Genomic DNA, 23,843 nt, shown 5'->3' with positions numbered 1-23,843 from the left:
CAGTGATTACGCTATAAGTTTACAAAAAGGCCATCTTCCATGGGCTGATTAAATTTTTCGTTTTGAAACTTCATGATGCTTTTGTCACCATTTTTTTCAAAAAACGACAGCTCTTTTAGATGTAGGGTGCTTTTGGGAAAAACCAAAGTAATTTTTGAATAGATGTTTTTCAGCCTGCGATTGACCGGCATGAGCACGACTAAATATTGATCGCCGCTTTCCTGACAGCTTTGTGAAAACGCCTTGTTTTGCTGAAAATCTCCGTTAACCAACCCGATCATCAACTCCTTGATCTGCGCTGCCATCCTACCCGCTTGTCCAACGTTTTTCTCCTTTCCAGCTTCCTGAACACGTAATTTATCACCGTTAATTAAAATTACATAGCTAACCGGCACTTTCTGTTCCCAACGCATTTTGTCAGATTTTTTATAATAAAAAGAGCCCGAAGAATGCTCCGGCTCCTTCAAAACAGCCAGATGTTTGTCTTCACTGAATGTGGCCTGGATAGAATTAACTGATTGCGCCGTTTTACGAAGTTCTTCAAAGACTTTATCCGGATTTGAAACAGGTTTATAAGTCTGCGCGAAGGCGCTGCTTAGCCCAAGTAAAAATAGGATGATTAGTAACTGAGCTTTACGCATAAGGTTCTTTCTGGATAAGCCGGGAAAGGGTTTCGATTTTAATTCCGGCTTGCCGACAATGTTCGATCAAATCGCCAAGTGCTTCGGCTGTAACGGCCCGGTCGTCGTGCAACAGGACAATGTCCCTGGTTTTAAGTTTCGTAAGAACACGATTAATCAGCTCATATTTATTCTTCGCCTGCGTGTCCATACTGCGCATGGACCAGCCGATGGAGTTGATTTTAAGCGCATTGATCACACTTCCATATCGCGGATTGGTAACGCCGAACGGAGGACGGAAAAAGACGGGCGATTTGCCCAAAACCTCTTTGATCACATTTGCACATTGCTCAATATCGGCTTTCAGCTTCGCTTTTGAGAAAAAGGCAATAAAATAATGATGACTGTATGAATGATTGGCGATGATATGGCCCTCTGCGTCGATTAAGCGTAATAATTCTGGATGTTTTTCTGCTTTTTTGCCAATGACAAAAAAGGTGGCTTTGACCCCTTTCTCGCGTAAGGTCTCCAATATTTGTGGCGTCGTTTGAGGATCAGGACCGTCGTCGAATGTGAGGGCAATGGCTTTGCGTTTTCCCTTATTGATCGATTTTACAAAATAATTGGACTGAATATGATAGGAACCGTAGGCGGTTATGGCCAGATAAATGAGCACAATCAGTGCCATCACGAGCCATACGAATCCCGTTTCCCAGAAGATAATTCCGCTCAGGGCAATGATTGTAATGGTGATCGCTGTGACAATGTTATGCTTCAACTGACTGCAAGAGTGTCAACCCCAGATTATTATGAATTAATGTATTACAAATCAATGCGTTTTTAATCGTCGCGTTATTTTTCATTTTATCCGCAGCATAATGCATTGCAAAAGCCGAAGCCGTTGGGTAAATGCCTGACAATGAAAGATAATGTATGTTATCAGCCTTCATAAGCGCCGGATGTTCAGCTAAGGCGCTCATTTCCGGATTAAGCTCGTTTAAAGATCCTGAATAGAGCAACAAATCCAGTGTTTCAACCTGATTTCTCTGCAAAAAGGCAGTGATCTCAGCGGCCACATTTTCAGCCAGCCCAACAGCGATTGTGTCCTGCACATGGGCAACATCCGCGTCGCTCTTTTGCTTTGAAAGTATAAAAAATGATGCCCCGGAAGTCAAAGGTTGCTTTAAATTCAGGTTAATCCTGGACGATGCCTCGGCAAGAAAATCAATTGCCTCATCTGCCGCCCCGACCAGCACATGCTCTTCTCCCTCATCCAAAAGCAACATTGCATCCAGCAACGCATGCTCAAATGACAGCGAGTTTTGCGTGTGGGTCATGTTATAACCGTGATTTCCAATGCTCAGCGAAATCTGCCCGGCCATTGTATTATGGGTTGACTGAATAAACGACGTGGGCGGCAGCAGTCCCTCGATCGTGAGCACATTATGGAGAAATTTCTCAGTGTCCAGCAAACAGCCTAACCCCGTGCCGACAATGATCGCGTCTGGCTGTGCAATGTCCGCCTTAGTGAGGCAATCCTTCGCACATGCGACAGACATTCGCAAAATCTTACTCATCCGGCGCAGTAATCCGGGCTCGATAAATCCCTTATAATCCGGACTTGCAAGCAAAGCCGTCGGTTCCAAAGGTGTCAGCAATGAAGAGAAACCTGCATTTTGAAATGTAGGCTGATGAGAAATCGTTGATGCTGCGGAAATGTAATACAACTATATAATGCTTAGAAATTTGTTCAAATTAAACTCACTCGTGGTCTGAAAAAACCAGCGAAGAATTGTTGCCGCCAAAGCCAAATGAGTTGGATAAAACTGCATGCACCGGCTCCTGGCTTTGCAATGCGGTTACCGGTTCCAAACCCGTTTCTGAAATAGCGTTCTTGTAATTAAGGTTTGGGAAAATCAGGTCGTTTTGTATTGCTAGTAATGAAAAAACAGCTTCTATGGCTCCCGCTGCGGCCAATGTGTGACCGGTAAAAGGTTTTGTGGAGCTGAAAGATGGAATACGCTCGCCAAAGACATTTTTCAAAGCCACAGATTCTGACAAATCGTTGTTTTTAGTCCCGGTTCCGTGCGCATTCACATAGGAAATTTTGCTCGGCTCGATGCCCGATTTTCCCAAAGCATTTTTGATGGCCAACGTCGCGCCGATTCCTTCCGGCGATGAGGCAGTTTGGTGATAAGCATCCGCTGCATTGGCCCAGCCGTTGACATAACCAATGGTCTTATTTCCCGTTATGCTAATGCTTTTTTCGTTTTCCAATAACAAAAATGCAGCACCTTCACCCAGATTAAGTCCGCTCCTGCTTTCATCAAACGGCCTGCACCATTGATCGTCGTAGATCATTAAGGAACGAAAACCGTTGATCGTAAATTTAGCCAAAGCATCTGATCCGCCGACCAAAACGCGGTCAAATTTGTTTTGCAGCAACATTCTGGCGCCCAGCATAATGGCATTAGCGCCTGACGAGCATGCGGTTGAAAGCGTGTTGATATAACCCGAAATCCCCAGCTCAGCAGCGATCTTTTCAGTTGTGTTGCCGCTGTCATGAGTCCTTAATGTGCTGAAATCCGGACTGTTATCGGCAAGATAGCTTTTGTAGAAATTTTCTGTTCGATCCATTCCACCCACAGAAGTGGCTGAAATAATGCCGGTCCGCAGCTCAGGCGAATGTTCACTTTGGCCCCAGGCTTCGCGCGCTGCCTTCAATCCCAACAATGAAGTTCTGGAAATAGGCTTTTTGACAACATTCAGCTCGGATTCCAGATCGGCATTCGAAAGCTTCACTTCTCCAACCAGCAAACCTTCTGATTCAGCCAAAAAACGAACGGGACCAATGCCTGTTTTGCCGTCACGAAGCGACTGTAAGTTCTCGGCAACATTTAATCCGATGGCCGAGACAATGCCAAAACCGGTAATTCGAACGCCCATTGAGTTAAATTTTTATCAGTCTTTTCTGCTGCGAATGTAATCTGCCAGCGTGTTGATCGACTTGAATGCGACCTTGCCTTCATCCGGATTGGTCACTTGTATGCCGTGGTATTTTTCAAGCAAAACGATCAGTTCCAATGCGTCAATAGAATCGAGTCCCAGCCCGTCGTCATTGAAAAGCATTGCATCGTCTGCAATGTCGGCAGGCGTAATGTCTTCAAGATTCAGCTGCTCAATGATCTGATTTTTAAGGTCTTCCTTTAAATTATCCATGGCAAATTAATATGTAAGGGTAATTTTCAATCTGTTACGAGATCAGGCTATTCAGTTGTAAAAGATTTTCAGTGGTAAATGGCAGGCCGTTTTCTACATTGTTTTCTACAAAAAAAAGCAAAACATTAACCGCATCTCCCATGATTTCGAGCCATCCGCATAACATGGCTTTCGATGTTCCGGACAGCATAATGCTTCCGTAATTCGTAAAAAATTCCGGGGCGAATTTAGGCAAAACGGCAAACATATTTTCGCCATACCATTTGTTAATGATCGCAATTTCCCCCAAAACAATGTTGGGCAAAGTGTACACAAAAAGCGAAGGGCTCGGCGCACCATTATGCTCGTACGAGCGCACAAACCGCATATCCGTATCTGCACTGGATGAATGATTGGCAAAAACCAAAGCAATTTCATCGTCCTGATAGGCAGCTCCAACACGCGGATTTGCTCTTTTTATCAATTCAGAAGCCAGGAAACCAGCCTGCGAAAGTGCATCCATCTTATAGAATTTCGGATAAGCAAATCCCTGATCCTTATAAATTTGTTTGAACCAGCTGTCGTCCGAATCACCTTTCCTTTCGTTCACAATGTCGCCGTCAACCGAACATTGATCCGCCGTCAGACGGCAATATGTTGTAATCAAACTCATAGACTTCTGATGATCAAAGATGCGTTTCCTCCTCCGAATCCCGAAGCCGTTTTTAAGATGGTATTAAGCGCTTTTCCTTTATTTTGTGAGACAATATTCAATGGCTTGGACGTGCCGCTTTCATTATAACCCAGGCTTTTTATGAGAATGCTGTGTCGCATCATTTGCATGGAAGCAGCTGTTTCAATGACTCCTGCGGCACCCAACGTGTGACCAAAATAGCCTTTCAAACTGTTTAACGGAACATTATTAAGGCCAAGCCGGTCGAATGCAATGGATTCCATTTCATCGTTAAAAACCGTTGCAGTTCCATGTGCTGAGATAAAATCAATCTCGTCGAATGAAATCTCATTGATGTCCAGTGTTCGTTTTACACTTCTGTAAAGACCTTCTCCGGTTCTGGACGGGCCGGAAATGTGATTCGCATCATTAGCGCTCGTTCCTTTGAGCAGCCTGAGTGGTGGATTATTGAAAACTTCTTTTGAATTGGAAACCACAACCGCACCGCAGCCCTCTCCCATTGTAATGCCTTTCCGCGCGGCATCAAATGGTGCGCAAGGCTTATCACTAATCGCAAAAAGCGATTGAAACCCGTAAACCACAAAATCTGAAATGACGTCACAGCCGATCACAATCGCATGATCATATATTTTTGCATCAATAAATTGCTGCGCTGCATTGATTGCAAGCACTCCCGAAATACATGCATTGGAAATTACAAGCGGCTGATTGGCGAGAGAAAATTGCGAAACCAGCATTTCAAGACTGTGGCTAAACTGATCCGTAATCTGGTTTGCCAGCTCGCCTTTTGTTGAGCTGATAATCATAATCGTTCTTTCTGAGCAAATAATGGCACTATCTACCAGTGTTAGAATTTCTTCCAATGCCATTAGCAGCAGTTTCTCAAACTTTAAGTCACTGTCAGCATCAAGGATTTTTGCAAGGTGAAGGTCTGCATGATCGAACCCGGCTTTGGTAACCAATGATATGCCCGACTGATTGGCATGCATTGCCGACCAGTTTTCAGCCGCTGTCCTACCCAATGGACTTATGATTACTTCTGCACCAATATAGGTCATTCTTAAAATGCTAAGCCTTGTACTTTTCGTTCCATTCCCGGTAAAAATCCGGCGTAATCAATTCCAGAACACGCGTCTCCCGATCAAGGAAAACCTGCATCGTCTTGCCTACTGCACACAATTCGCCCGTAGTGAGATTGATCACTTCATACTCAAACTGGATCTTGGCTGATTTTGCAGGAATGTATTTCGTAATCACTTTGATGATCTGCCCATAGTAAACGGGGGCCTTATGATCGATTTCTGACTTGACAATGGGCGTAAAATAGCCCTTGTCAAAAATGGTGAGATATTCCAGTCCATATGCTTTGCCGAAAGCCTCCCGTCCGTCCTCAAAGAATTTCAGATAGTTGCCGTGCCAAACCACTCCCATGGCATCGGTTTCACTGAAACGTATATCTATTTCGATTTCCGAAGCAATCATGTCACTTATTATCATTAGGGGTTATTCTTTTACTACAATCTTCATTTCACATCCAAGCAATATACGCCCTTCCATGAAACATTCCCCCCGAACCAGATAAATATTTCCCAATTGATGCAAAGGTGTTACGACAGTATTTATCGTAGAACCGATGGGCGGAAGCTCATGTATTTCGACTTTCGTGATTGCACCGATGAAGCCGATTTTTGGTGTTCCGTTCTCCTCCCGGTCCAGATATCCGAATGATGCCGCACAGGTCTGCGCAATGTTTTCCATCAAACCCGATTCCTGAAAAAACCCCTCATCAACCAGCAGGTTTTCAGATGATATTTGAAAATCCGACTCGAAACGTTCCTGGGTTACCGCGATCAGATTATCAACCATCACAAACGGTGCCCGATGCGGAATGTATTGATCTATAACGCCTTTGGCTACTTTCATTAAACAAAGAAGTTAAAGTAATTAAACCATTGCTCAGGATATTGCTTGACTTTTCTCTCCAATTCGGCTACATACATGCTGGCAATTTCCTCCGGTTTCATCCTCGTTGTAATGGGCAATGTTGCGCTGAGATGATAACTGTAATTGCCATCTTTGGCAGCAAACACAAATGTAACGGGCGCATCAAACTTTGAAGCTATCACAAATGGCCCGAATGGGAACTTCGCTTTTTTCCCGAAAAAATCAAGTTCAATGAATTTGGCTCCATCCAGATAACGGTCTGAATGTATGGCGACAAATTCGTTGTTAACAAGCGCATTCCGGATGGCAATAATGTGTGATAGATCATTCTTGATGGCGATCACCTTAAACCGCGAACCGCCTGTGGTGTTGTCCATATATTGCTTGATGCTCTCTACTTCTGCATCCAGCATCACAATGTTGATCGTCGGCGTAACCCTTCCTTTCAGTAAATTTCCGGCTGTTTCCCAGTTTCCCAAATGTGCACTCAGTAAGATCCCGCCCTTTCCGCCGTCCCGGATATCGAGCAGATATTGTTCATTTTCAAATTTATGTGTAAACTTTTCAGTTTTGCCGAGCAGAAAGGCTGCGCGGTCAACGAGTGTTTGCCCAAAAATATAAAAATTTTTGCGGGCAAGCTTTTTAGCTTCTGAAAGCGGGAAGTGAAGGGTATTTTGATAAAAATCCAGCAATGCGTTCCGCTGCTTTGCTGCAAAAAGGTAATAATAATAGGTCACTAATTTCAGCAGGCCGTAAGCAAAATTCAGTCCCAGCGAATTGATAAAAAAGAGAAAGATTTTGTAACCTGCTAATGAACCTTTGGTTTTACCATCCCAACGGCTCATGCCTATAAATCGAGTTTCTTACGGACCAGTTTGTAAAAATCGCCGAACGTCACGATTTCCTTAAAATCCTCTCCTGTAATCTTGATATTGAGATTTTCTTCGATAAGCACCACAAGGTCGACGTAGTCAAGACTGTCCAAATCCAGCGTATCTTTAAGACTGTTTTCCGGAAGAATCAGGTTGCGGTCTACTTCAAACTCCTCAGATAAGAAATCCCTCGTATCTTCAATAACTTCTTCCCAACTCATTTTTACGTCGTTAACTTGCATGGCTACAAAAATATATTATTCTGGCTGATAGTTTAAAAATATTCCTCTTTTTTAAATTAAATTAAATCGGCTGCACAATAATTTTGCAAGAAATTCATTACGCAGATATCGGAATAGCGGGCAGAACAAAAATACAAATTTCTGATTGGAGCGCGGTGCCGGTCACGAAGTTAAACTGCACCGAATCGTCCGGCTCAGGACATTTTTTTCAGGATCAGCGTCGAGTTCGTTCCGCCAAAACCAAATGAATTAGAGAGGAAACAATTGATATTCTGTTCCTTAGTTTCGGGAACAATGTTGATATGTGCAGAATCTTCGTCCGGATTTTCGAAGTTGATATTCGGAGCAATAAATGAGTTCTGCATCATTAATAGGGAGTAAACGATCTCACTCGCACCCGCCATCCAGCATTCATGGCCAGTCATTGACTTGGTTGAACTCACCGGCACTTCTCCACCAAACACCTCAAAAATGGCGCGTGCCTCGCTCCCGTCTCCAACCGGTGTGGACGTCGCATGCGCATTGATGTAATCCACTTCGGAAGCATTAATCCCGGCCTGCGTCATCGCCATTTTTAGCGAGCGAACCTGCCCGTCAATGCTTGGATTGGAAATGTGATCGCCATTGGATGAGAAACCGTAACCGATCAATTCGGCTAGTATCGGGGCGCCACGCTTCACCGCAGCTTCGTATGATTCCAAAATAACGGTCGCCGCTCCTCCGCTCGGAATGAGCCCGTCCCGGTCGCGATCAAATGGACGTGATGCTTTTGCGGGCTCCGATTCGCGGACTGAAAATGTGCCTAATCCGTCAAAACTCGCCATTGCAGCAGCATTAATTTCCTGAGCACCGCCACAGACGATTCTATCCTGCAAGCCTTGCTTGATCATCAGATAACCCATCCCGATGGAATGCGAACCCGAAGCGCAAGCTGCACTTAATGTAAAATTGATCCCTTTCAGCTTGAAAATCGTCGAAAGGTTCATATTAACGGTGCTATTCATATTTTGAAAAATAGCGCCGCTTCCTATTAATGTGGTGTCGTGCTTTTCTTTGGCCTTATCCACCGCTTCTACAACAGAAGCCGCCGTGCTGTCATTGCCGTAAATGATGCCTGTTTCCGTTTTTTCAAGATATTCAATATCCAAGCCGGAGAGTTCGAGCGCCTGCCTGGTCGCCATATACGCATAAATCGCCGGCTGGTGCATGCCTAGGCGCTGCCTCCGGGATAAGTAATTTTTGAGATCGGGCTCCTGCACCATGCCGGTCAGGGCTGAACGAAATCCGAAGTCTTTTCTCGCCTGATCAAAGATAATCCCGCTTTTGCCGGCATACAGCGAATTAGTCACTTCTTCCAGGTTCTCGCCCAGACAAGAGTAAATTCCAATTCCCGTTATGACAACCCTGCGATCCATTCGTTATGAGTAAATTCCTCCGTTGATATTAATAACTTCTCCGGTAATATAGGCTGCTTTGTCTGAAACCAGGAAACTCACCAGATGCGCCACTTCTTCGGCTTTGCCAAAACGGTTCATCGGGATCATTTGTTTTAATTCTGTTTCATTTAAATCTTTTGTCATGTCGCTGGTTATAAAACCGGGCGCCACAGCATTCACCGTAATTTTACGCTTTGCAACTTCCTGCGCCAATGCTTTTGTAGCCGCTATAATCGCTCCTTTTGCCGCCGAATAATTGGTCTGCCCGGCAACGCCTTTCATCCCCGAAACAGAAGCAATGTTCACGATCCGTCCCGAACGCTTCCGTAACATTTCCTGAATTGCATTTTGCGTTACATTGAACAGGCCTTTGGCTGAAATGTTGATCACATCGTCCCAATCCTGTTCCGGCATCCACATAAACAGCCCGTCACGCGTAATTCCGGCATTATTGACCAAAACACTGATGTGCTTTCCCTCGTTCTTTTCCTTCCAGCTGTTCAATGCTGCGTCCACTTCCGACTTGGTTTGCACATTGAACTGCAAAAGCTCGCCTGTTCCGCCGGCTTCCACTATTTCTGCAAGCGTTTCCTCAGCAGCAAGCTGATTTGACGCGTAATTGACCAGAATATGCAGACCGTGGTCTTTAACCAACTGCACCGCAATGGCACGGCCCAATCCTCTCGAAGCGCCTGTTACCAATGCACAGCTCATAATTTAAACGGGGTTTCTTTGATATATTCAAAAACGGCTGCAATGCTTTCGGACTGCGGCAGATCTTCTTTTACAAAATGCGCCTTTTGGCGAATCTGACTGTAAATCGATTTGGCATTTGGCGATAAGCGCTCTTTTTCATCCGGTTCCAGCAAATCAATTGCCTGACAAATGGCCATAATATGAATCGCCATCACCTGAAATGAATTTTCCAAAACCTGCTTTGCCAGCACAGCGCTATTCGTTCCCATGCTCACAATGTCTTGATTATCATTGTTGTTAGGAATGCTATGGACATAAACCGAGCCGGAAAGCGCCTGATTTTCAGCCGTTGTGGATGTCGCTGTAAACTGGACGCCCTGGAAACCGAAGTTCAGACCCCAGGTCCCGGCATTCAAGAAAGGCGGGAATTTTCCATTCAGCTTGCTGTTCATCAGGAAGTTAAGCTGGCGTTCCATCAGCATGGAAAGCTTCGTCAGCACAATTTTCACTTTATCCATTTCCAAAGAAATGTAATCGCCGTGGAAATTGCCGCCGTGGAAAACATTGTCCTCCTCCGGACTTACGATCGGATTATCATTGGTCGAATTAAGCTCATTCTCAACCACTTCCTGCGCATATTGCAATGTATCCAGAATTGGTCCGAGGATTTGAGGAACACAACGAATGGAATAATATTCCTGTATTTTACGCTCAAACTCCTTGCGCTGCAACGCTGTATCGTCTTTAAAAAGCTCTTCACGACTGCGGATCATTTGGCTTCCTGCGAGGAAATCGCGCATTTGCTGTGCGATGATCTGCTGCCCTTTGTGATGCTTCACCGCATTCAATTCTTTCGAAAATGAATCGTCGAAGGCTTCAATAACCTCATTCAGCATAGACGACGCCGCAACAGCCCATTGCACGAGACGTTTGGCATATATAATGTTAATCGCCGCGATTCCGGTCATGCAGGAAGTGCCGTTGATCAGGCCTAACCCGTCACGCAACTCCATTTTAAGCGGTTCAATGCTGTTTTTTTCTAAAACCTGCGCCGTGTTCGTTCTTACGCCGCCTTCGTAAACAAAGCCTTCCCCGATGAGGTTAAGCCCTAAATGTGAAAGCTGCACGAGATCGCCGCTGGCACCCACGCTTCCGTGTTCGAAAATCTCGGGAACGATGCCTTTGTTCAAAAACGCAACAAGTTGCTTGATTACGCCTGTGCTTACGCCCGAATTGGCTTGTAAAAATGAATTTAAACGCGCCACCATCACGCTGCGTGCATAAATTTCGTTCAGCGGCTTCCCAATCCCGCTCGAATGGCTGCGGATCAGATTGTATTGCAGGTTACTAAGTTTATCAGTTTCAATCCGATATTGAGCCATCGGGCCAAAACCGGTGTTGATTCCGTATATAATTTTATCTTTGGAAAAATTCGTAAGAAAGGTAAAGGACTTCGAAACTTTATTAAGGGCGTCTTCGGCTAAGATAAATTCCTTTTTTTCAAAAGCATACTGCTCGATATGAGCTAAGGAAATACTATTCATTTAGTGTTTGCGTAATTAATACGACGTAAAATAAATCTTTTTTTGCGGTTTTGACAAACCAGGCTGCAATAGCAAACAGGCCGAAGGAAGTTGCCGGAATTTTACATTTGCTTACTTTTGTCAGACATTCACGTTCCCCTTTCGATGATCGGAGATTTACTTTTAAGGTTGAATAAATTTCTTTCCAGACACAAGCCTGCCTTCTTTATAAGTCTGATTATCCTTATTAGTGTCCTGTTTCTGGGGATTTCCAGGTTGAAAGTTACCGAAAGCATTTTTGCCACTTTACCCAAAGGAAAGAGCTTTGAGGAGTTTAATAAGCTGATTGAGAGCAAAAATATCATCAATCAAATCGTCTTTTCCATCAATGTTCCCGAGGAAACGACTTCGGATGAAGCCAAAATGCTTGGCGAAGCGTTTTCTGACTCACTAACGCGCTACACAAACGGCTTTATCCGGGGCATCGAAATCGAGCGGCCATTCGTTCAGGAAGATGTTTACCAATATGTGTACGGTAACTTTCCGCATTTGATCGACAGTGCATATTACACGCACATTGCGTCCCGGCTTTATCCGGACACGATCCGAAAATCGGTCAGATCTGCCTATAATCAGCTCATAACACCTGGCGGCACATTCCTCAAACAATTCGTCCTCAACGATCCGCTTGGACTGACCGGCCCTTATTTCCGAAAACTGAACGCCAACAGCAATGCCAAAGGAATGGTGCTGGAAGACGGGGTTATGTTTACCGCAGACCGGAAACAAATGATCGTTTTTGCGGCAACCAGTTATGATTCAGGTAATTCGGAAAAGAATGTAGAGTTGTATGAAGCTGTGGAAGGCTTTAAAACAAAGTGGAATCAAAAGCACCGATACAATCATTTCTCTTATTTCGGAACCTTTGAAATTGCTGCGCGAAATGCAATACAAGTCAAGCACGATTCCTATCTCACGTCATTCATCGCATTGGGAGGCATTCTCCTGCTGCTGTTTTTATATTACCGGAAGCTGCTGATTCCGGTTTACATTATTTTGCCCGGCTTGTTTGGGGCTGTTTTTGCGCTAGGGCTCATTGGTTTTATTCGTCCAGAAATTTCAGGAATATCACTGGCCACCGGCGCGGTCGTTTTTGGCATTCTACTGGATTATGCTTTTCACTTTTTCACGCATTTACGCCACACCAATTCCATAAGCACTGCAATTAAGGAAGTGAGTGAGCCGCTTTTGACAGGCAGTTTTACGACCGTGATGGCATTCAGCGCATTGCATTTTGCCAATTCTGCCGTTTTGCAGGATTTCGGATTGTTTTCGTCGTTAAGTCTGGTCGGTGCAGCATTATTTACATTGATTGCGCTGCCGGTTATCCTGTCTTCTTTTTCGTTTGATTACAACAAGATTCCGGTTAAGCACGACGGATTTAAATTCCCGGCCATGCCCGAAAAATACCGGCCTGCAGTGCTCGCTCTTATCGGTTTGGCGACGCTCGTGTTCCTTTATTTTGCCAGATTCACGTCATTTGACAGCGGTTTTGACAATCTGAGCATTCAGGATGATGACATGAGGAAGCGCGAGGAAACAATGACCGGAATCGATCCGAAATTGCAGAAAAGGATCTATGTTTTTGCCGGTAACGCGTCGCGCGACGTTGCCGAGCGATTGAATTATGAGATTTACCAAAACCTTGTCAAACTGCATGACGAGGGCAAAATCAGCAGTTTTGTATCATCTGGTTCTTTCCTGATCCCGAAAGATTTAAAACTGGAACGCAGTCGCACATGGCATGATTTCTGGACATTGCAGCGAAAAGAAACCACTTACAATACATTGGATCGCGCTGGTTCCGGTGTTGGTTTTAACGCAACTGCATTCAGCGATTTTAAGAATTGGGTGGCGGGCCAGCAAGGAAGCCCCGTTCCCGTTGACACGCTGCTGAGAGAGCTGGGCATTGACAATTTAATTGAATCCAATAAAAACGGCACCACATTCATCACCACACTGGTTGTCCCGCAAAGTCAGCTGGCCGACGTGAAAAATCAACTGCGCTCGATTTCCGGAATTGCCTTGTTTGACCGCGGCGAGCTTGCAAGTGATCTTTTGAAGATGGTTAAGGAAGATTTCAACTATCTGCTGCTCGTTTCTGCACTCATCGTTTTCCTCACACTTTTGCTCGTTTACGGAAGGATAGAGTTGACATTGCTGACATTCCTGCCCATGGTCATCAGCTGGATCTGGATTCTGGGCATAGCAGCCATTCTGGACATTAAATTCAATTTTGTCAATGTCATCGTCACCACTTTCATCTTTGGATTGGGCGACGATTTCAGCATTTTCGTCACGGATGGATTGCTCAACAAATACAAATACGGCAAAGATTCGCTGCGATCTTACCAGTCCGCCATTGTCTTGTCGGCGACCACAACCATCATTGGAACGGGCGTTTTGATTTTTGCAAAACATCCTGCCATTCACTCCATTGCGTTTATCAGCGTATTGGGGATTGTCTGCATTCTCTTTATTTCGTTTGTATTTCAACCCGTGCTCTTTGGTTTTTTTGTCCAAAACAGAATTGCCCGGAAGAAAGCCCCGGTGACGCTGCTGCCATTCATAATCAGCATTACTAGTTTTACGTATTTTCTTGCAGGATGCGTTTTGCTTCAATTTAAGCTGATTATCATTTTGCTGCTGCCCATTTCCAGGTTAAAAAAGCAAGGCATGCTCAACCGCTCGCTTTCTTTTTATGCCAAAACAGTCATTTACTCAGGCCCGCATGTGCGGAAGAATTTTTCAGGACTGGAACATTTGCATCCCGAGAAACCGGTGGTTTTCATCGCTAACCACACTTCGTTTCTGGACATTCTGCTGGCCATTATGCTGAACCCGAAAATTGTGCTGATGGTGAAAGGATGGGTTTACAATTCACCGTTCTTCGGGCCTATTATCCGCCATGCAGGTTACGTTTACACGGACGATGGCACGGAGGAAAACATTAATAACGTCAGAAAGCTCGTTGCAGATGGTTATTCGCTGCTCATTTTCCCGGAAGGAACGCGTTCTGAAAACGGAGAACTCGGCCGTTTTCACAAAGGCGCTTTTCACCTCGCCGACCAGCTCGGTCTTGCTATTCAGCCCATTCTGATTCATGGCGCTTCTGATGTTTTACCAAAAAACGACTTCCTGATCCGACCCGGCGCGCTTAATGTGCGTGTGCTTCCAAGCATTGATATCAGCGACTCGGTTTGGGGAAGCCAGCTGCGGGACAAAACCAAAAATATAGCAGCATTCTTCAAGTCAGAATTCGCTTCCTACAAAGATGAAATGGAAGACACAACCTATCTGAAACACAAAATTTTCACCAATTACGTTTTCAAAGGGCCCGTTCTGGAATGGTATTTCAAGATCAAATGGCGGCTGGAAAGCAAGAATTTTGCTTGCTATAATGCATTAATTGGTGCGAGAAAACGCATTCTGGACATTGGCTGCGGTTACGGCTATCTTTCGTTTTACCTGCATTATAAGCAGGCGGATCGGATCATTACAGGCATTGATTATGATGACGAAAAGATCAGCATTGCACAGCATAGTTACAATAAAACAGCCAACCTGAATTTCATTTATCAGGACATTACGGAAGCTGATGTGGGCAGTCAGGATGTGATTTTTTTAAATGATATCTTGCATTATTTATCAAAAGAAAATCAGCTTAACTTGCTTAATCGTTGCGCAAAAGCACTCCGTGCAGACGGCATCCTGTTTATCCGCGACGGCATTACGGACAATAAAGAGAAACATCAAAAAACGGAAGCGACAGAGGCTTTATCAACCGGTTTGTTCTCATTTAACAGAAAGGAAGGAGATTTCCACTTCTTTTCGTCGGGTGACATTCGTGAATTTGCCGATGCTAACGACTTGGATTTTGAAATGCAGGAACATTCGAGCAACACTTCCAATGTGCTTTTTATACTAAGGCCGAAGACGCAGCGCCAACCACTCACGAATTAGCCCGAATCAAATTTTTTCAGTAATCAATTAAATGCAATCTTCCGTCTTGCAAACAGAATACGACTTTGTGATTGTAGGCAGTGGCCTGGGAGGCCTTGCTTGTGCGAACATTTTGGCATTGGAAGGATTCAGCGTAATTGTGCTGGAAAAAAATCATCAGATAGGCGGTCATTTGCAGGTTTATAGCAGGGACAAGAGCATTTTCGACACAGGCGTGCATTACGTAGGAAGCCTGGATGAAGGTGAAAATCTGTCACAGTTCTTCAAATATTTTGGGATCCTGGATAAACTGAAAATGAAGCGCATGGACGATGATCAATTTGATCTTATCCGGTTTCAGGACGGTTCGGAATACGCTTATGCTCAGGGTTTTGAGCGGTTTAAAGAGACGCTGATCAGCTATTTTCCGGAGGAGAAAACGGCGATTGAAACGTATTGCGACAAGATCATTGAGATCTGTAACAAGTTTCCGCTTTACAACTTGCGGATTTCAGGAGAAAATTATCAAATGGACGGCGATGTAATGGGCTTGAATGCGCACGACTACATTGCGTCGCTCACTGATAATAAACGACTTAGGAATGTACTGGCGGGATCAAACCTCCTTTATGCCGGTGTGCGGGAAAAGACGCCGTTCTACGTTCATGCGCTGATTATGAAGAGTTATTTATCCGGTTCTTACAAGTTCATTGATGGCGGTTCGCAGATTGCGATTCAAATGAGCAAAGCCATCCGGGCGCACGGAGGCGTAATTTCCAAGCACAAAAAAGTTGTTTCCGCCCATTACGACGAGGCAGGAAACGTTACAGAAGTTGTTCTGGATAACGGCGAGACGGTTAAAGGAAAGCAGTTTATTTCGAATGTGCATCCATCTGTCACCATTGACATTTTCGGACAGGAGCGTTTTCTCAACGTTTATAGGAACAGGGTTCAAGGTTTAGAGAACAGCATTTCGACATTCCTGGTGCACATTACATTCAAGGAAAAGAGTTTTGAATATTTGAATTACAACATTTACCAGCATCACATTGAGGACGTCTGGGGCGGCATTGATTATGATCAGGAAACCTGGCCGCAGACTTATTTTGTTTGCACGCCTTACATTTCAAAAACCGGTCAATATGCTGATTCAATGTCCATTATGACTTATATGAATGCTTCGGAAACCGCTCAATGGAGCGACACATTCAGCACGGTGGCGGAGCCCGGCAAGCGTGACGCTGCTTATGAGGAGTTCAAGCGTGAAAAAGAGGCAAAAGTGCTTGCACGCATTGAAGAGGTTTTTCCAGGCATATCAGAAAAGATTAAGGCCGTTCACAGCGCTAGTCCGTTGACATTCAGGGATTATATCGGGAATAAAGACGGCTCATTATACGGTGTTTTGAAAAATTCCAATTCCCCAACCAGGACGCAGATCAATACGAAAACAAGAATTCCAAACCTGCATTTGACAGGGCAGAATATTTCCATGCACGGCATATTAGGCGTCACTGTGAGCGCTTTTGTAACGTGCTTTTCATTTGTAGACAAAGAGAAACTCATCCAAAAAGTTAAAAATGCTTGATTATGCAAACAGTTGATGTTGTAGTTATCGGTGCCGGCCCAGCCGGAACAGTTGCAGCTTCTTACTTAAAAAAACAGGGTTATGACGTCACTATACTAGAAAAAGAAAAATTCCCACGCTTCCAGATCGGCGAAAGTCTCCTGCCCTGCTGCATGGAACATTTGGAGGAATCGGGTTTGCTGGAAGCCGTGAAAGAGCGGAATTTTCAGAAAAAGACTGGTGCCGCTTTTATGCGGGCCGAAAAAAGATGCGAATTCTTTTTTTCAGAGCAATTTACAAAAGGCTGGACCTGGACCTGGCAAGTAAAACGCGCCGATTTTGACAGCACGCTCGCCGAAGCCACCAGAGCAAAAGGCGTTGACGTAAATTTTGAGTGCGAAGTTTTGAAAGTGACTTGCAGCGCTGATAAACAGCATGTTGAATACAAAGACATTGATGGTAACCTGCATGAGATTGAATCGAGATTTATCATTGATTCCAGCGGTTATGGACGGGTTTTGCCAAGATTATTTGATTTGAGCAAGCCGTCTGCATTCAGCCCGCGCGGCGCGATATTTTCCCATTTAGAAGATACAAACCGCACAGAAAAGGCCAGTAACAACATTTTCGTCCATTCTTTTGACAATAACAGATCGTGGATCTGGGCAATCCCGTTTTCTGATGGCTCCACTTCCGTGGGCATTGTCAGTGACAAAGAAAAAATCACCGAGCTGGCCGAAAATGGGGGAGAAGCATATAAAAATTTCATACGGGGATTCAAAGATCTCAACGGGCGCTTCCAGGATTCGGAGTTCAAATTTGAGCCGAAACACATTTTGGGTTACTCCATTGGTGTGAAGAAAATGTTTGGCGAAGGCTTCGTCCTTTCTGGTAACAGCACCGAATTCCTGGATCCGATCTTCTCATCCGGCGTAACATTCGCCACCGCATCCGGATTATTATCAGCAAAGTTGACGCATAAGCATTTGCAGGGCGAAGAAGTGAACTGGGAAACGGAATACGAAAAAGTGATCCAGCAAGGCATCAACGTTTTCAGAAGCTACGTCACCGGCTGGTATAGCGGTGATTTCCAGACCATTGTGTTCACGCCGCAGATCAATGATGACATCAGACAGCAAATATGCTCTGTATTAGCAGGTTATGTCTGGGACCAATCCAATCCATTCGTTAAAAAACACGACACGATCCTGCCGACGCTTGCTAAGGTGATTAAAATGAAGGATAAAAGCAGCGGAAACATTGCTCCGTTACAATCAGGCGCTCAATAAGATCAGCCCGTGCTGAACGCGTTTGTAATGGTTGTAAATCAAAATATTAGCAGGTTTTTCAGCAGATTTTTGATCGCGTATACAAGATGCAGGAACCGGATGGCCCGACAACATTTGCAGGGCCATCCAGGTTGCAAACGCCGAAGCCGTTGGATAATCGCCCACCATATTTTTATAAGTATAAGTGCTGCTTTGGGGAAAGAACCGGTTTTGAAAATCGGCATATAACCCATCCGTGCGGTTGTCGCCGCTGAAACCGAGGATCAATGTGTCAATGTCATTGAACGTAAGCCCATTGCGGCTCAGCATATTTTCCAACTTTTCAGCCAGATCATTTTTAGACGAATTGTTAAGCTGATCCACATCCCGGATCTGTGCCAAAGTATGCTCATTTCTCTCGGCTTCCATGACAAACATGGTCGCCCCTTCCCCATTGACCGAACCAGGCGAATCCGAAGTTAGCAAGTTGTCAGAAGTGACATCGCCCGTTTTAAAATGACCATTCAGGAAATCAATGTTATGATTGTAATCTGAAATCTCTTCAATGCTCCCGACTAAAATTTTCTTCAATCGCTTTTCGTCCAGCAAGAGCATTGCGTCCAGCAAGGCGGCTTCGAAAGCGAGTCCTTTATGCACATGGGTTGTGTTATAACCCGTTATTTTGCTCATCAAAGCCAGATTTCCGGCAACTGCATTAGGAGTGCTTTGTACAAAATGCGTGGGCGTTAAAGTGCCCTCATCGTAATCGACAATCTGATTCAGGAATTTAAGACAATCGCCCAGGCCACCGTTTGCAGTTCCCAAAATGATGCCTTCAACCGTTGCTTTTTGAATGAGCGGAAGCCCCGCCCCGACGCCCATGCGCACCGCTTTTCCCATGCGCCGGAGCAGTCCGGCAGGAATCAATTGCCCGTATTCCGGTTCAATGGCGTCGTAACGGTTGCCCTGATGCACTTTGACCTCGCCTTGCAAAAAAGAATTGTCAAATGTGCGCTGCGGCGAAATGCAAGCTGAGTCGGTAATATACATGCGCGAGATAATGTGATTGGAAATTAGGCGCCCGCGTTCGTGATGAACTGGTTTATCTGGAGCGCATATTCGTCGATGTGCCGTTGCTTTTCCACCTCGTTCCAGCCCAGTTCGGCGGCCATCAGATCGGCAACAACAGGGAGACACTTTAAGGTTTCATGCCAATCCGTAATTTCCAAACGGATGCGGCGGGCCAGAAAGTCCCGCGGCTTGATAACCATTTCATTTTGAACCGTATAAACCACTTCCGCCCGAATGTAGGGCAATTGCGGAGCCAGCCGTTCTTTTAATGCAATGTTTGTTAGCGTCAATTCGGCAACTTTGCTGGCGCGTGAGCCGTATTTTTTTACCAAATGTTTTGCAATGTCAGCTGGTAAGCCAAATTTTGATTCCATCTCAACAGCCAAATCCGCATTGTAATTTTCGCCTCCTGCCAGCATGTGGTCCGCAGTGGTGCACGCATTGGTTTTGGAAAAAATCGAATCGGCCTGGTCAATTGTATCTTTGGCCATCAGGCGGTAAGTGGTCCATTTTCCGCCGAGCAAACTCACAAGGCCACTCACTGTATCCACTTCAACTTCGTGGTCCCTAACCAAACTTTTGGTCGATTTGGAAGGATCTGCTGCGAGCAACGGCCGTAAGCCTCCAAATCCTGCTCTTAACTGACTGATATTAATAGGCTTATCCAAAAACGGATTGAGCGTATCCACCAGATATTGTTTCTCCGTTTGGTTTAATGTTGCTTCCGTATCCAGGTTATCTGATTCCGTATCCGTGGTGCCGATCATCATCGCGCCTTCAAATGGAATAGCAAAGACCACACGCCCGTCAGAAGTTTTAGGGATCAGCATCGCGTATTCGCTGTTCAGCGTCTCATACGGGAGCACAACGTGGACACCCTTGCTGGGACGGAGACGTTCAGGCAATGCAGAATTCGCCAGCAATCGAACGTGGTCCGCAAATGGGCCGGTGCAATTGATTACGAGTTTGGTTTTAATGGTAAAAGCTTCTCCAGTCAGCTCATCCTGAACTCTCACAGCAGAAAGTTTCCCATCATTGCTTTTATCAAAACCATTAACATTCAAATAATTAGCAGCAACAGCCCCGGCCTCCGAAGCGGATTGCACCAATGCGAGGCAATAACGGGCATCATCCAGCTGGCCGTCATAATATAAAACGCCGCTGTGAAGTTTCTCCCTGTTTAATGTTGGGATTTTGCTGAGGACTTCACTTTTGGTGAGCCATTTGCTTTTGGGCAGCGAATCGTTGGTCGCGAATGTGTCGTAGATCTGCAATCCGATTTTGAAATACAATCCCTCAATCCACGACCCGACTGGTGTCATTAATGCCAGCGGACGAGCCAGATGTGGCGCATTTTTCAAAACGATATGCCGCTCTTCCAGACCATGCTTTACCTGCTTTAATTGCGCGAAATCAAGTTTTTTAAATGCTTGTTCCAAATAGCGCACACCGCCATGGATCAGTTTTGTAGATCTTGAAGACGTTTCAGAAGCAAAATCTTTCTTATCAATAATCGCAACTTTGTAACCGCGTAAGACAGCATCCAGCGCGCAACCCGCACCGCTTGCCCCTGCTCCGATGATGCAAATATCAAACTCTTCACTTTTTAATTTCCCCAGCGACGCGTTACGATTCATTTATGAGCAGAATATCGAGCATTTGATTGACCTCATGCAAAAGTACAAAGTCAGGCTTTAAAACCTGAGGCTGACCACGCCTCTTTTGAGATTTGACTTAAACTTTGGTATAGTTATTGCTCTGCTGTGTTGTGATCTCGGATCATTATTGCGCTTACAATTTCATAATCTATCATTTAACCAAATTAAACATGGGCTTACTATCGTTTTTAAAAGGCGTAGGAGAAAAAGTATTCAAAAAGGAAGAAACGGCTGCTCCTACACCAGAGGCAGAACCGTTGCGCGCAAGTGCGCTTCTCGCACACGTGAAGGCGCTAGGTCTTGCGTATAACAACCTAACGGTTAAGACTTCCGGAGATACGGTAACGATAGAGGGTGAGGTTTCAAAACAGGAAGATGCAGAAAAGATCGCGCTGGCAGTCGGCAATGTTGAAGGTGTGCAAGTGGTGGACAATCGCCTGAAAGTGGCAACGCCCGCACCCGAAGCAACTTACCACACTGTGGAAAAAGGTGACACGCTTTCGAAGATCGCCAAAGAAGTTTACGGAGATATGATGAAATATCCGGTCATTTTTGAGGCAAATAAGCCAATGCTAACCGACCCGGACAAGATATATCCAGGCCAGGTGCTGAGAATCCCGGCACCTTGACCAATTTTGAATGAGTCAATGATTGAATGAGCGAACGATATTTGCTCGCAGTTTATATTGATGATAAGACATAAAAAAAGCAGCCTAAGGCTGCTTTTTTTATGCTTGCTCGAAAAAATTAATCTTCCTGAGCGATAACGTTCAAAGTGACTTTGTGTTTCACTTCTTTATGCAAATCGATTGTTGCAGAATATGTTCCGATGGATTTAACATCATCCAAAGTAATTTTCTTGCGATCGATATTGAATCCTTTTGCTTTCAAAACATCAGCAACCTGTGTGTTGGTAACACGTCCGAAGATACGGCCGCTTTCTCCAACCACTGTTTTGATATCAATTGTAAGATCGCCGATTGCTGCTGCAATTTCTTCTGCGTCTTTTTTCAGCTTTTCAGCTTTGTGCGAAGCCTGACGCACGTTTTCAGCAACGATCTTGCGGTTAGAGGCGTTAGCCAATAATGCAAAACCCTGAGGGATAAGGTAATTACGACCGTAACCTGCTTTCACATTTACGATGTCGTTCTTATAACCTACACCTGCTATATCAGTTATTAGTATGATTTCCATTGTTTGTAGCTCTTTCTATATTATTTCAATTGATCAGCAACAAAAGGCAATAAAGCCAAGTGACGCGCTCTTTTAATTGCCTGAGAAACTTTGCGTTGATATTTCAAGCTTGTTCCTGTAAGGCGGCGTGGCAAGATCTTACCTTGCTCATTCACCAGTTTCAATAAGAAATCCGGATTCTTGTAGTCGATATATTTAATGCCTGCTTTCTTAAAACGGCAGTATTTTTTACGGTTATTGTTTTTTTCAACCGGTTCGTTTACTAGTGACATAGCTTATGCGTTTTCGGTTTTAGACTCAGTTGATTCTTCTCTTTTTCTTCCAATCAGACCCTTACGCTTTTTCTCGTTGTAAGCAATTGAATGCTTATCAAGGGCGATTGTCATAAAACGCAAAATGCGCTCGTCACGACGGAATTCGGTTTCCAAAACGTCAACCACGTTTCCTTCATTTGCTGTATATTCTACAACATGATAGAAACCTGAGTTTTTCTTTTGGATGGGGTAGGCCAGCTTGCGCAATCCCCAATTTTCTTCATGTACAATCGATCCACCATTTGCGGTGATGATTGTCGTGAATTTTTCAACGGCGTCCTTTGCCTGGGCCTCAGACAAAATGGGAGTTAGAATGAACACCGTTTCATATTGCTTAGACATACGGTAATTGATTAATTATAAATTGTTAAATAAAAAGCCTCACCTTGGCATAACACCAAAATGAGGGTGCAAAAATAGGGCTTGAAATTCAGAATTCCAAGCCCTATCCTACGAAATCAGATGCTATGCAGCCAGATTACTTCACTTCGAAGTCTCCCTGGCCTATTTTGAACCCTTCACTATAAACTTCGATCGCATATTTCCCGTCTTTCAAAGGAATGCCGCCGCGTCCGTAAAGAATGTCAACCGACTGGCCTGAATTGGTGAAACTAACCGTTTGCTTTGAGCTGTAAATCAGTTCCTGACCGTCGTACATAAATGATCCTGAACCAGTTGCCATGTCCGACAGCACCGCGCCGTCCGGATCGAGGATGCGCAGATACATTTCTTTTTCATTCTGCTTCGCAACTGCATTCGGTGCCAGTTTGAAATTCACCCGCAGCTTATCAATACGTTTCGCCTTGTATTTTCCGCCCTCACGCTCTTTCCCTTTTGCTGAAACTGCGTTAACCGTCAGATCCTCAGCGCGTAAAGCAGAAGCAATCGTTACTTTCTCTGCCAATTCGCGGTTTTGAACGGAATAGTTGGTTACAGAATCCGCAAGCAGTTGTTTTTCAGATTCCAGTCCAGTCACTTTCTGATTAAGCTCCTGATTCTTTGAAGTTGCAATCCCCAATTCCTGCTTCAACTGCGCGATTTCCGTATCTTTTTCATTCAGCACAGTTTCGTAACCCTTAATCTTCTTGTTGTAGCCAGACGCCGAGTAATTGCTCATGTTCTTCAATTCCAGCTTATCTTTTTCCAGCTGCGACTTCATCGCCATAAGGGAATCCACACTGCCGCCCAGTTTTTGAATTTCGGCGATTTTGATGTCCAGCTCCTGAGAAATGGAGTCAAGCTTGGTTTTGATAAATAGAACTTCCTCCGTCTTAGCCGTTATAATTTCGTCTTTTGCGAGATTTTCCTGTTTTTCATGATAGATAAAATAAACAAGCACCAAATTAAGCAATAGCAATACGGCCAACGCGGCCCATAAAAGTGTTTTTCTGTCTTGCTTTTGTTCCTGATTATAGTCCATACAGAAGGTTATATTTTTTAATTAGTTGGTAAAAGAACTATGTTTTTTCCAATTTTGAAATATGTTAACATCTATTTCTGGATGCTGGCAGGCAAATTTTTCTTTTAATGCTTTAATAATCAAAAAA

24 protein-coding genes are annotated in these 23,843 nt (G+C 44.5%); 4 read left to right on the top strand and 20 right to left on the bottom strand.

Features of this window, described 5'->3' with window-relative positions; genetic code table 11:
* Positions 1-11: 11 nt before the first annotated feature.
* The 14 genes from lolA2 to flxA form a co-directional block, all read right to left on the bottom strand.
* Entirely contained in the window at positions 12-641 is a 630-nt protein-coding gene (lolA2, locus tag AC0IYG_RS13865) for a flexirubin biosynthesis/transport protein LolA2 (protein WP_471711654.1), read from the bottom strand.
* Positions 634-1,398 (bottom strand): polysaccharide deacetylase family protein, encoded by a 765-nt coding sequence (locus tag AC0IYG_RS13860; RefSeq protein WP_471711653.1) that lies wholly within the window; start codon positions 1,396-1,398, stop codon positions 634-636. The genes lolA2 and AC0IYG_RS13860 overlap by 8 nt, the downstream gene beginning before the upstream one ends.
* Positions 1,388-2,347 carry a beta-ketoacyl synthase chain length factor gene (locus AC0IYG_RS13855; protein ID WP_471711652.1) on the bottom strand — a complete coding sequence of 320 codons (960 nt, stop codon included), beginning with the start codon at positions 2,345-2,347 and terminating at the stop codon, positions 1,388-1,390. The genes AC0IYG_RS13860 and AC0IYG_RS13855 overlap by 11 nt, the downstream gene beginning before the upstream one ends.
* Positions 2,348-2,381: 34 nt before the next feature.
* Positions 2,382-3,566, bottom strand: a complete 1,185-nt coding sequence (locus AC0IYG_RS13850) for a beta-ketoacyl-[acyl-carrier-protein] synthase family protein (RefSeq protein ID WP_471711651.1) — start codon at positions 3,564-3,566, stop codon at positions 2,382-2,384.
* A 15-nt stretch (positions 3,567-3,581) separates the two neighbouring features.
* On the bottom strand, positions 3,582-3,839 hold the full coding sequence (locus AC0IYG_RS13845) for a phosphopantetheine-binding protein (RefSeq protein ID WP_471711650.1): 258 nt from the start codon (positions 3,837-3,839) through the stop codon (positions 3,582-3,584).
* 34 nt (positions 3,840-3,873) lie between these two features.
* Positions 3,874-4,491, bottom strand: a complete 618-nt coding sequence (locus AC0IYG_RS13840) for a hypothetical protein (RefSeq protein ID WP_471711649.1) — start codon at positions 4,489-4,491, stop codon at positions 3,874-3,876.
* Positions 4,488-5,534 carry a beta-ketoacyl synthase N-terminal-like domain-containing protein gene (locus AC0IYG_RS13835; RefSeq protein WP_471711648.1) on the bottom strand — a complete coding sequence of 349 codons (1,047 nt, stop codon included), beginning with the start codon at positions 5,532-5,534 and terminating at the stop codon, positions 4,488-4,490. The genes AC0IYG_RS13840 and AC0IYG_RS13835 overlap by 4 nt, the downstream gene beginning before the upstream one ends.
* A 46-nt stretch (positions 5,535-5,580) precedes the next feature.
* Positions 5,581-5,994, bottom strand: a complete 414-nt coding sequence (locus AC0IYG_RS13830; protein WP_471711647.1) for an acyl-CoA thioesterase — start codon at positions 5,992-5,994, stop codon at positions 5,581-5,583.
* Positions 5,995-6,015: 21 nt separating this feature from the next.
* Positions 6,016-6,435, bottom strand: coding sequence for a hotdog family protein (locus AC0IYG_RS13825; RefSeq protein WP_471711646.1), 420 nt, complete (start codon positions 6,433-6,435; stop codon positions 6,016-6,018).
* Complete coding sequence (locus AC0IYG_RS13820) at positions 6,435-7,301, bottom strand: LpxL/LpxP family acyltransferase (RefSeq protein WP_471711645.1); 867 nt, start codon at positions 7,299-7,301, stop codon at positions 6,435-6,437. Before AC0IYG_RS13820 ends, AC0IYG_RS13825 begins: the two co-directional genes overlap by 1 nt.
* A gap of 2 nt (positions 7,302-7,303) precedes the next feature.
* Positions 7,304-7,570 (bottom strand): acyl carrier protein, encoded by a 267-nt coding sequence (locus AC0IYG_RS13815; RefSeq protein ID WP_471711644.1) that lies wholly within the window; start codon positions 7,568-7,570, stop codon positions 7,304-7,306.
* Between the two features lie 194 nt (positions 7,571-7,764).
* Complete coding sequence (locus AC0IYG_RS13810; protein WP_471711643.1) at positions 7,765-8,985, bottom strand: beta-ketoacyl-[acyl-carrier-protein] synthase family protein; 1,221 nt, start codon at positions 8,983-8,985, stop codon at positions 7,765-7,767.
* 3 nt (positions 8,986-8,988) lie between these two features.
* Positions 8,989-9,720, bottom strand: a complete 732-nt coding sequence (flxB, locus tag AC0IYG_RS13805; RefSeq protein WP_471711642.1) for a flexirubin biosynthesis SDR family reductase FlxB — start codon at positions 9,718-9,720, stop codon at positions 8,989-8,991.
* Positions 9,717-11,246 (bottom strand): flexirubin biosynthesis tyrosine ammonia-lyase FlxA, encoded by a 1,530-nt coding sequence (gene flxA / locus AC0IYG_RS13800; protein WP_471711641.1) that lies wholly within the window; start codon positions 11,244-11,246, stop codon positions 9,717-9,719. Before flxA ends, flxB begins: the two co-directional genes overlap by 4 nt.
* 255 nt (positions 11,247-11,501) lie before the next feature.
* Between flxA and AC0IYG_RS13795 the strand changes: the two genes are divergently transcribed.
* Genes AC0IYG_RS13795 through AC0IYG_RS13785 form a run of 3 tightly spaced genes read left to right on the top strand, consistent with a single transcriptional unit; the run spans position 11,502 to position 18,080 of the window.
* Complete coding sequence (locus tag AC0IYG_RS13795) at positions 11,502-15,248, top strand: 1-acyl-sn-glycerol-3-phosphate acyltransferase (RefSeq protein ID WP_471711640.1); 3,747 nt, start codon at positions 11,502-11,504, stop codon at positions 15,246-15,248.
* A gap of 31 nt (positions 15,249-15,279) precedes the next feature.
* Positions 15,280-16,812, top strand: coding sequence for a phytoene desaturase family protein (locus AC0IYG_RS13790; protein ID WP_471711639.1), 1,533 nt, complete (start codon positions 15,280-15,282; stop codon positions 16,810-16,812).
* A gap of 2 nt (positions 16,813-16,814) precedes the next feature.
* On the top strand, positions 16,815-18,080 hold the full coding sequence (locus AC0IYG_RS13785) for an NAD(P)/FAD-dependent oxidoreductase (RefSeq protein WP_471711638.1): 1,266 nt from the start codon (positions 16,815-16,817) through the stop codon (positions 18,078-18,080).
* Here AC0IYG_RS13785 and AC0IYG_RS13780 read toward each other — a convergent pair.
* On the bottom strand, positions 18,066-19,109 hold the full coding sequence (locus tag AC0IYG_RS13780; protein WP_471711637.1) for a beta-ketoacyl synthase chain length factor: 1,044 nt from the start codon (positions 19,107-19,109) through the stop codon (positions 18,066-18,068). The two genes, AC0IYG_RS13785 and AC0IYG_RS13780, sit on opposite strands and share 15 nt — an antisense overlap.
* 23 nt (positions 19,110-19,132) lie before the next feature.
* Positions 19,133-20,767: a glycerol-3-phosphate dehydrogenase/oxidase gene (locus tag AC0IYG_RS13775; protein WP_471711636.1), complete on the bottom strand. Its 1,635-nt coding sequence runs from the start codon at positions 20,765-20,767 to the stop codon at positions 19,133-19,135.
* Positions 20,768-20,958: 191 nt separating this feature from the next.
* On the opposite strand from AC0IYG_RS13775, the gene lysM reads away from it, so the two are divergent.
* Entirely contained in the window at positions 20,959-21,417 is a 459-nt protein-coding gene (lysM, locus tag AC0IYG_RS13770; RefSeq protein ID WP_471711635.1) for a peptidoglycan-binding protein LysM, read from the top strand.
* Positions 21,418-21,535: 118 nt separating this feature from the next.
* Here the strand turns inward: lysM and rplI are convergent, their stop codons facing one another.
* The 4 genes from rplI to AC0IYG_RS13750 form a co-directional block, all read right to left on the bottom strand.
* On the bottom strand, positions 21,536-21,982 hold the full coding sequence (gene rplI / locus AC0IYG_RS13765; protein ID WP_471711634.1) for a 50S ribosomal protein L9: 447 nt from the start codon (positions 21,980-21,982) through the stop codon (positions 21,536-21,538).
* A 20-nt stretch (positions 21,983-22,002) separates the two neighbouring features.
* The gene (gene rpsR / locus AC0IYG_RS13760) at positions 22,003-22,254 is read right to left on the bottom strand and encodes a 30S ribosomal protein S18 (protein WP_026630174.1); all 252 of its coding nucleotides are present in this window, start codon (positions 22,252-22,254) and stop codon (positions 22,003-22,005) included.
* Between the two features lie 3 nt (positions 22,255-22,257).
* Positions 22,258-22,638 (bottom strand): 30S ribosomal protein S6, encoded by a 381-nt coding sequence (rpsF, locus tag AC0IYG_RS13755; RefSeq protein ID WP_471711633.1) that lies wholly within the window; start codon positions 22,636-22,638, stop codon positions 22,258-22,260.
* 136 nt (positions 22,639-22,774) lie between these two features.
* Positions 22,775-23,716 (bottom strand): hypothetical protein, encoded by a 942-nt coding sequence (locus tag AC0IYG_RS13750; RefSeq protein ID WP_471711632.1) that lies wholly within the window; start codon positions 23,714-23,716, stop codon positions 22,775-22,777.
* Positions 23,717-23,843: the final 127 nt, after the last annotated feature.

The organism is Dyadobacter sp. AC419 (assembly GCF_979253085.1).
This window is presented reverse-complemented; position numbering and strand designations above follow the sequence as displayed.

Excerpts from the sequence above, each read along its gene's own strand:
- lolA2 (WP_471711654.1), bottom strand. The coding sequence starts at position 641 with ATGCGTAAAGCTCAGTTACTAATCATCCTATTTTTACTTGGGCTAAGC.
- AC0IYG_RS13850 (WP_471711651.1), bottom strand. The coding sequence starts at position 3,566 with ATGGGCGTTCGAATTACCGGTTTTGGCATTGTCTCGGCCATCGGATTA.
- AC0IYG_RS13845 (WP_471711650.1), bottom strand. The coding sequence starts at position 3,839 with ATGGATAATTTAAAGGAAGACCTTAAAAATCAGATCATTGAGCAGCTG.
- AC0IYG_RS13840 (WP_471711649.1), bottom strand. The coding sequence starts at position 4,491 with ATGAGTTTGATTACAACATATTGCCGTCTGACGGCGGATCAATGTTCG.
- AC0IYG_RS13830 (WP_471711647.1), bottom strand. The coding sequence starts at position 5,994 with ATGATTGCTTCGGAAATCGAAATAGATATACGTTTCAGTGAAACCGAT.
- AC0IYG_RS13825 (WP_471711646.1), bottom strand. The coding sequence starts at position 6,435 with ATGAAAGTAGCCAAAGGCGTTATAGATCAATACATTCCGCATCGGGCA.
- AC0IYG_RS13820 (WP_471711645.1), bottom strand. The coding sequence starts at position 7,301 with ATGAGCCGTTGGGATGGTAAAACCAAAGGTTCATTAGCAGGTTACAAA.
- AC0IYG_RS13815 (WP_471711644.1), bottom strand. The coding sequence starts at position 7,570 with ATGCAAGTTAACGACGTAAAAATGAGTTGGGAAGAAGTTATTGAAGAT.
- AC0IYG_RS13810 (WP_471711643.1), bottom strand. The coding sequence starts at position 8,985 with ATGGATCGCAGGGTTGTCATAACGGGAATTGGAATTTACTCTTGTCTG.
- flxB (WP_471711642.1), bottom strand. The coding sequence starts at position 9,720 with ATGAGCTGTGCATTGGTAACAGGCGCTTCGAGAGGATTGGGCCGTGCC.
- flxA (WP_471711641.1), bottom strand. The coding sequence starts at position 11,246 with ATGAATAGTATTTCCTTAGCTCATATCGAGCAGTATGCTTTTGAAAAA.
- AC0IYG_RS13790 (WP_471711639.1), top strand. The coding sequence starts at position 15,280 with ATGCAATCTTCCGTCTTGCAAACAGAATACGACTTTGTGATTGTAGGC.
- AC0IYG_RS13785 (WP_471711638.1), top strand. The coding sequence starts at position 16,815 with ATGCAAACAGTTGATGTTGTAGTTATCGGTGCCGGCCCAGCCGGAACA.
- AC0IYG_RS13780 (WP_471711637.1), bottom strand. The coding sequence starts at position 19,109 with ATGTATATTACCGACTCAGCTTGCATTTCGCCGCAGCGCACATTTGAC.
- AC0IYG_RS13775 (WP_471711636.1), bottom strand. The coding sequence starts at position 20,767 with ATGAATCGTAACGCGTCGCTGGGGAAATTAAAAAGTGAAGAGTTTGAT.
- lysM (WP_471711635.1), top strand. The coding sequence starts at position 20,959 with ATGGGCTTACTATCGTTTTTAAAAGGCGTAGGAGAAAAAGTATTCAAA.
- rplI (WP_471711634.1), bottom strand. The coding sequence starts at position 21,982 with ATGGAAATCATACTAATAACTGATATAGCAGGTGTAGGTTATAAGAAC.
- rpsR (WP_026630174.1), bottom strand. The coding sequence starts at position 22,254 with ATGTCACTAGTAAACGAACCGGTTGAAAAAAACAATAACCGTAAAAAA.
- rpsF (WP_471711633.1), bottom strand. The coding sequence starts at position 22,638 with ATGTCTAAGCAATATGAAACGGTGTTCATTCTAACTCCCATTTTGTCT.
- AC0IYG_RS13750 (WP_471711632.1), bottom strand. The coding sequence starts at position 23,716 with ATGGACTATAATCAGGAACAAAAGCAAGACAGAAAAACACTTTTATGG.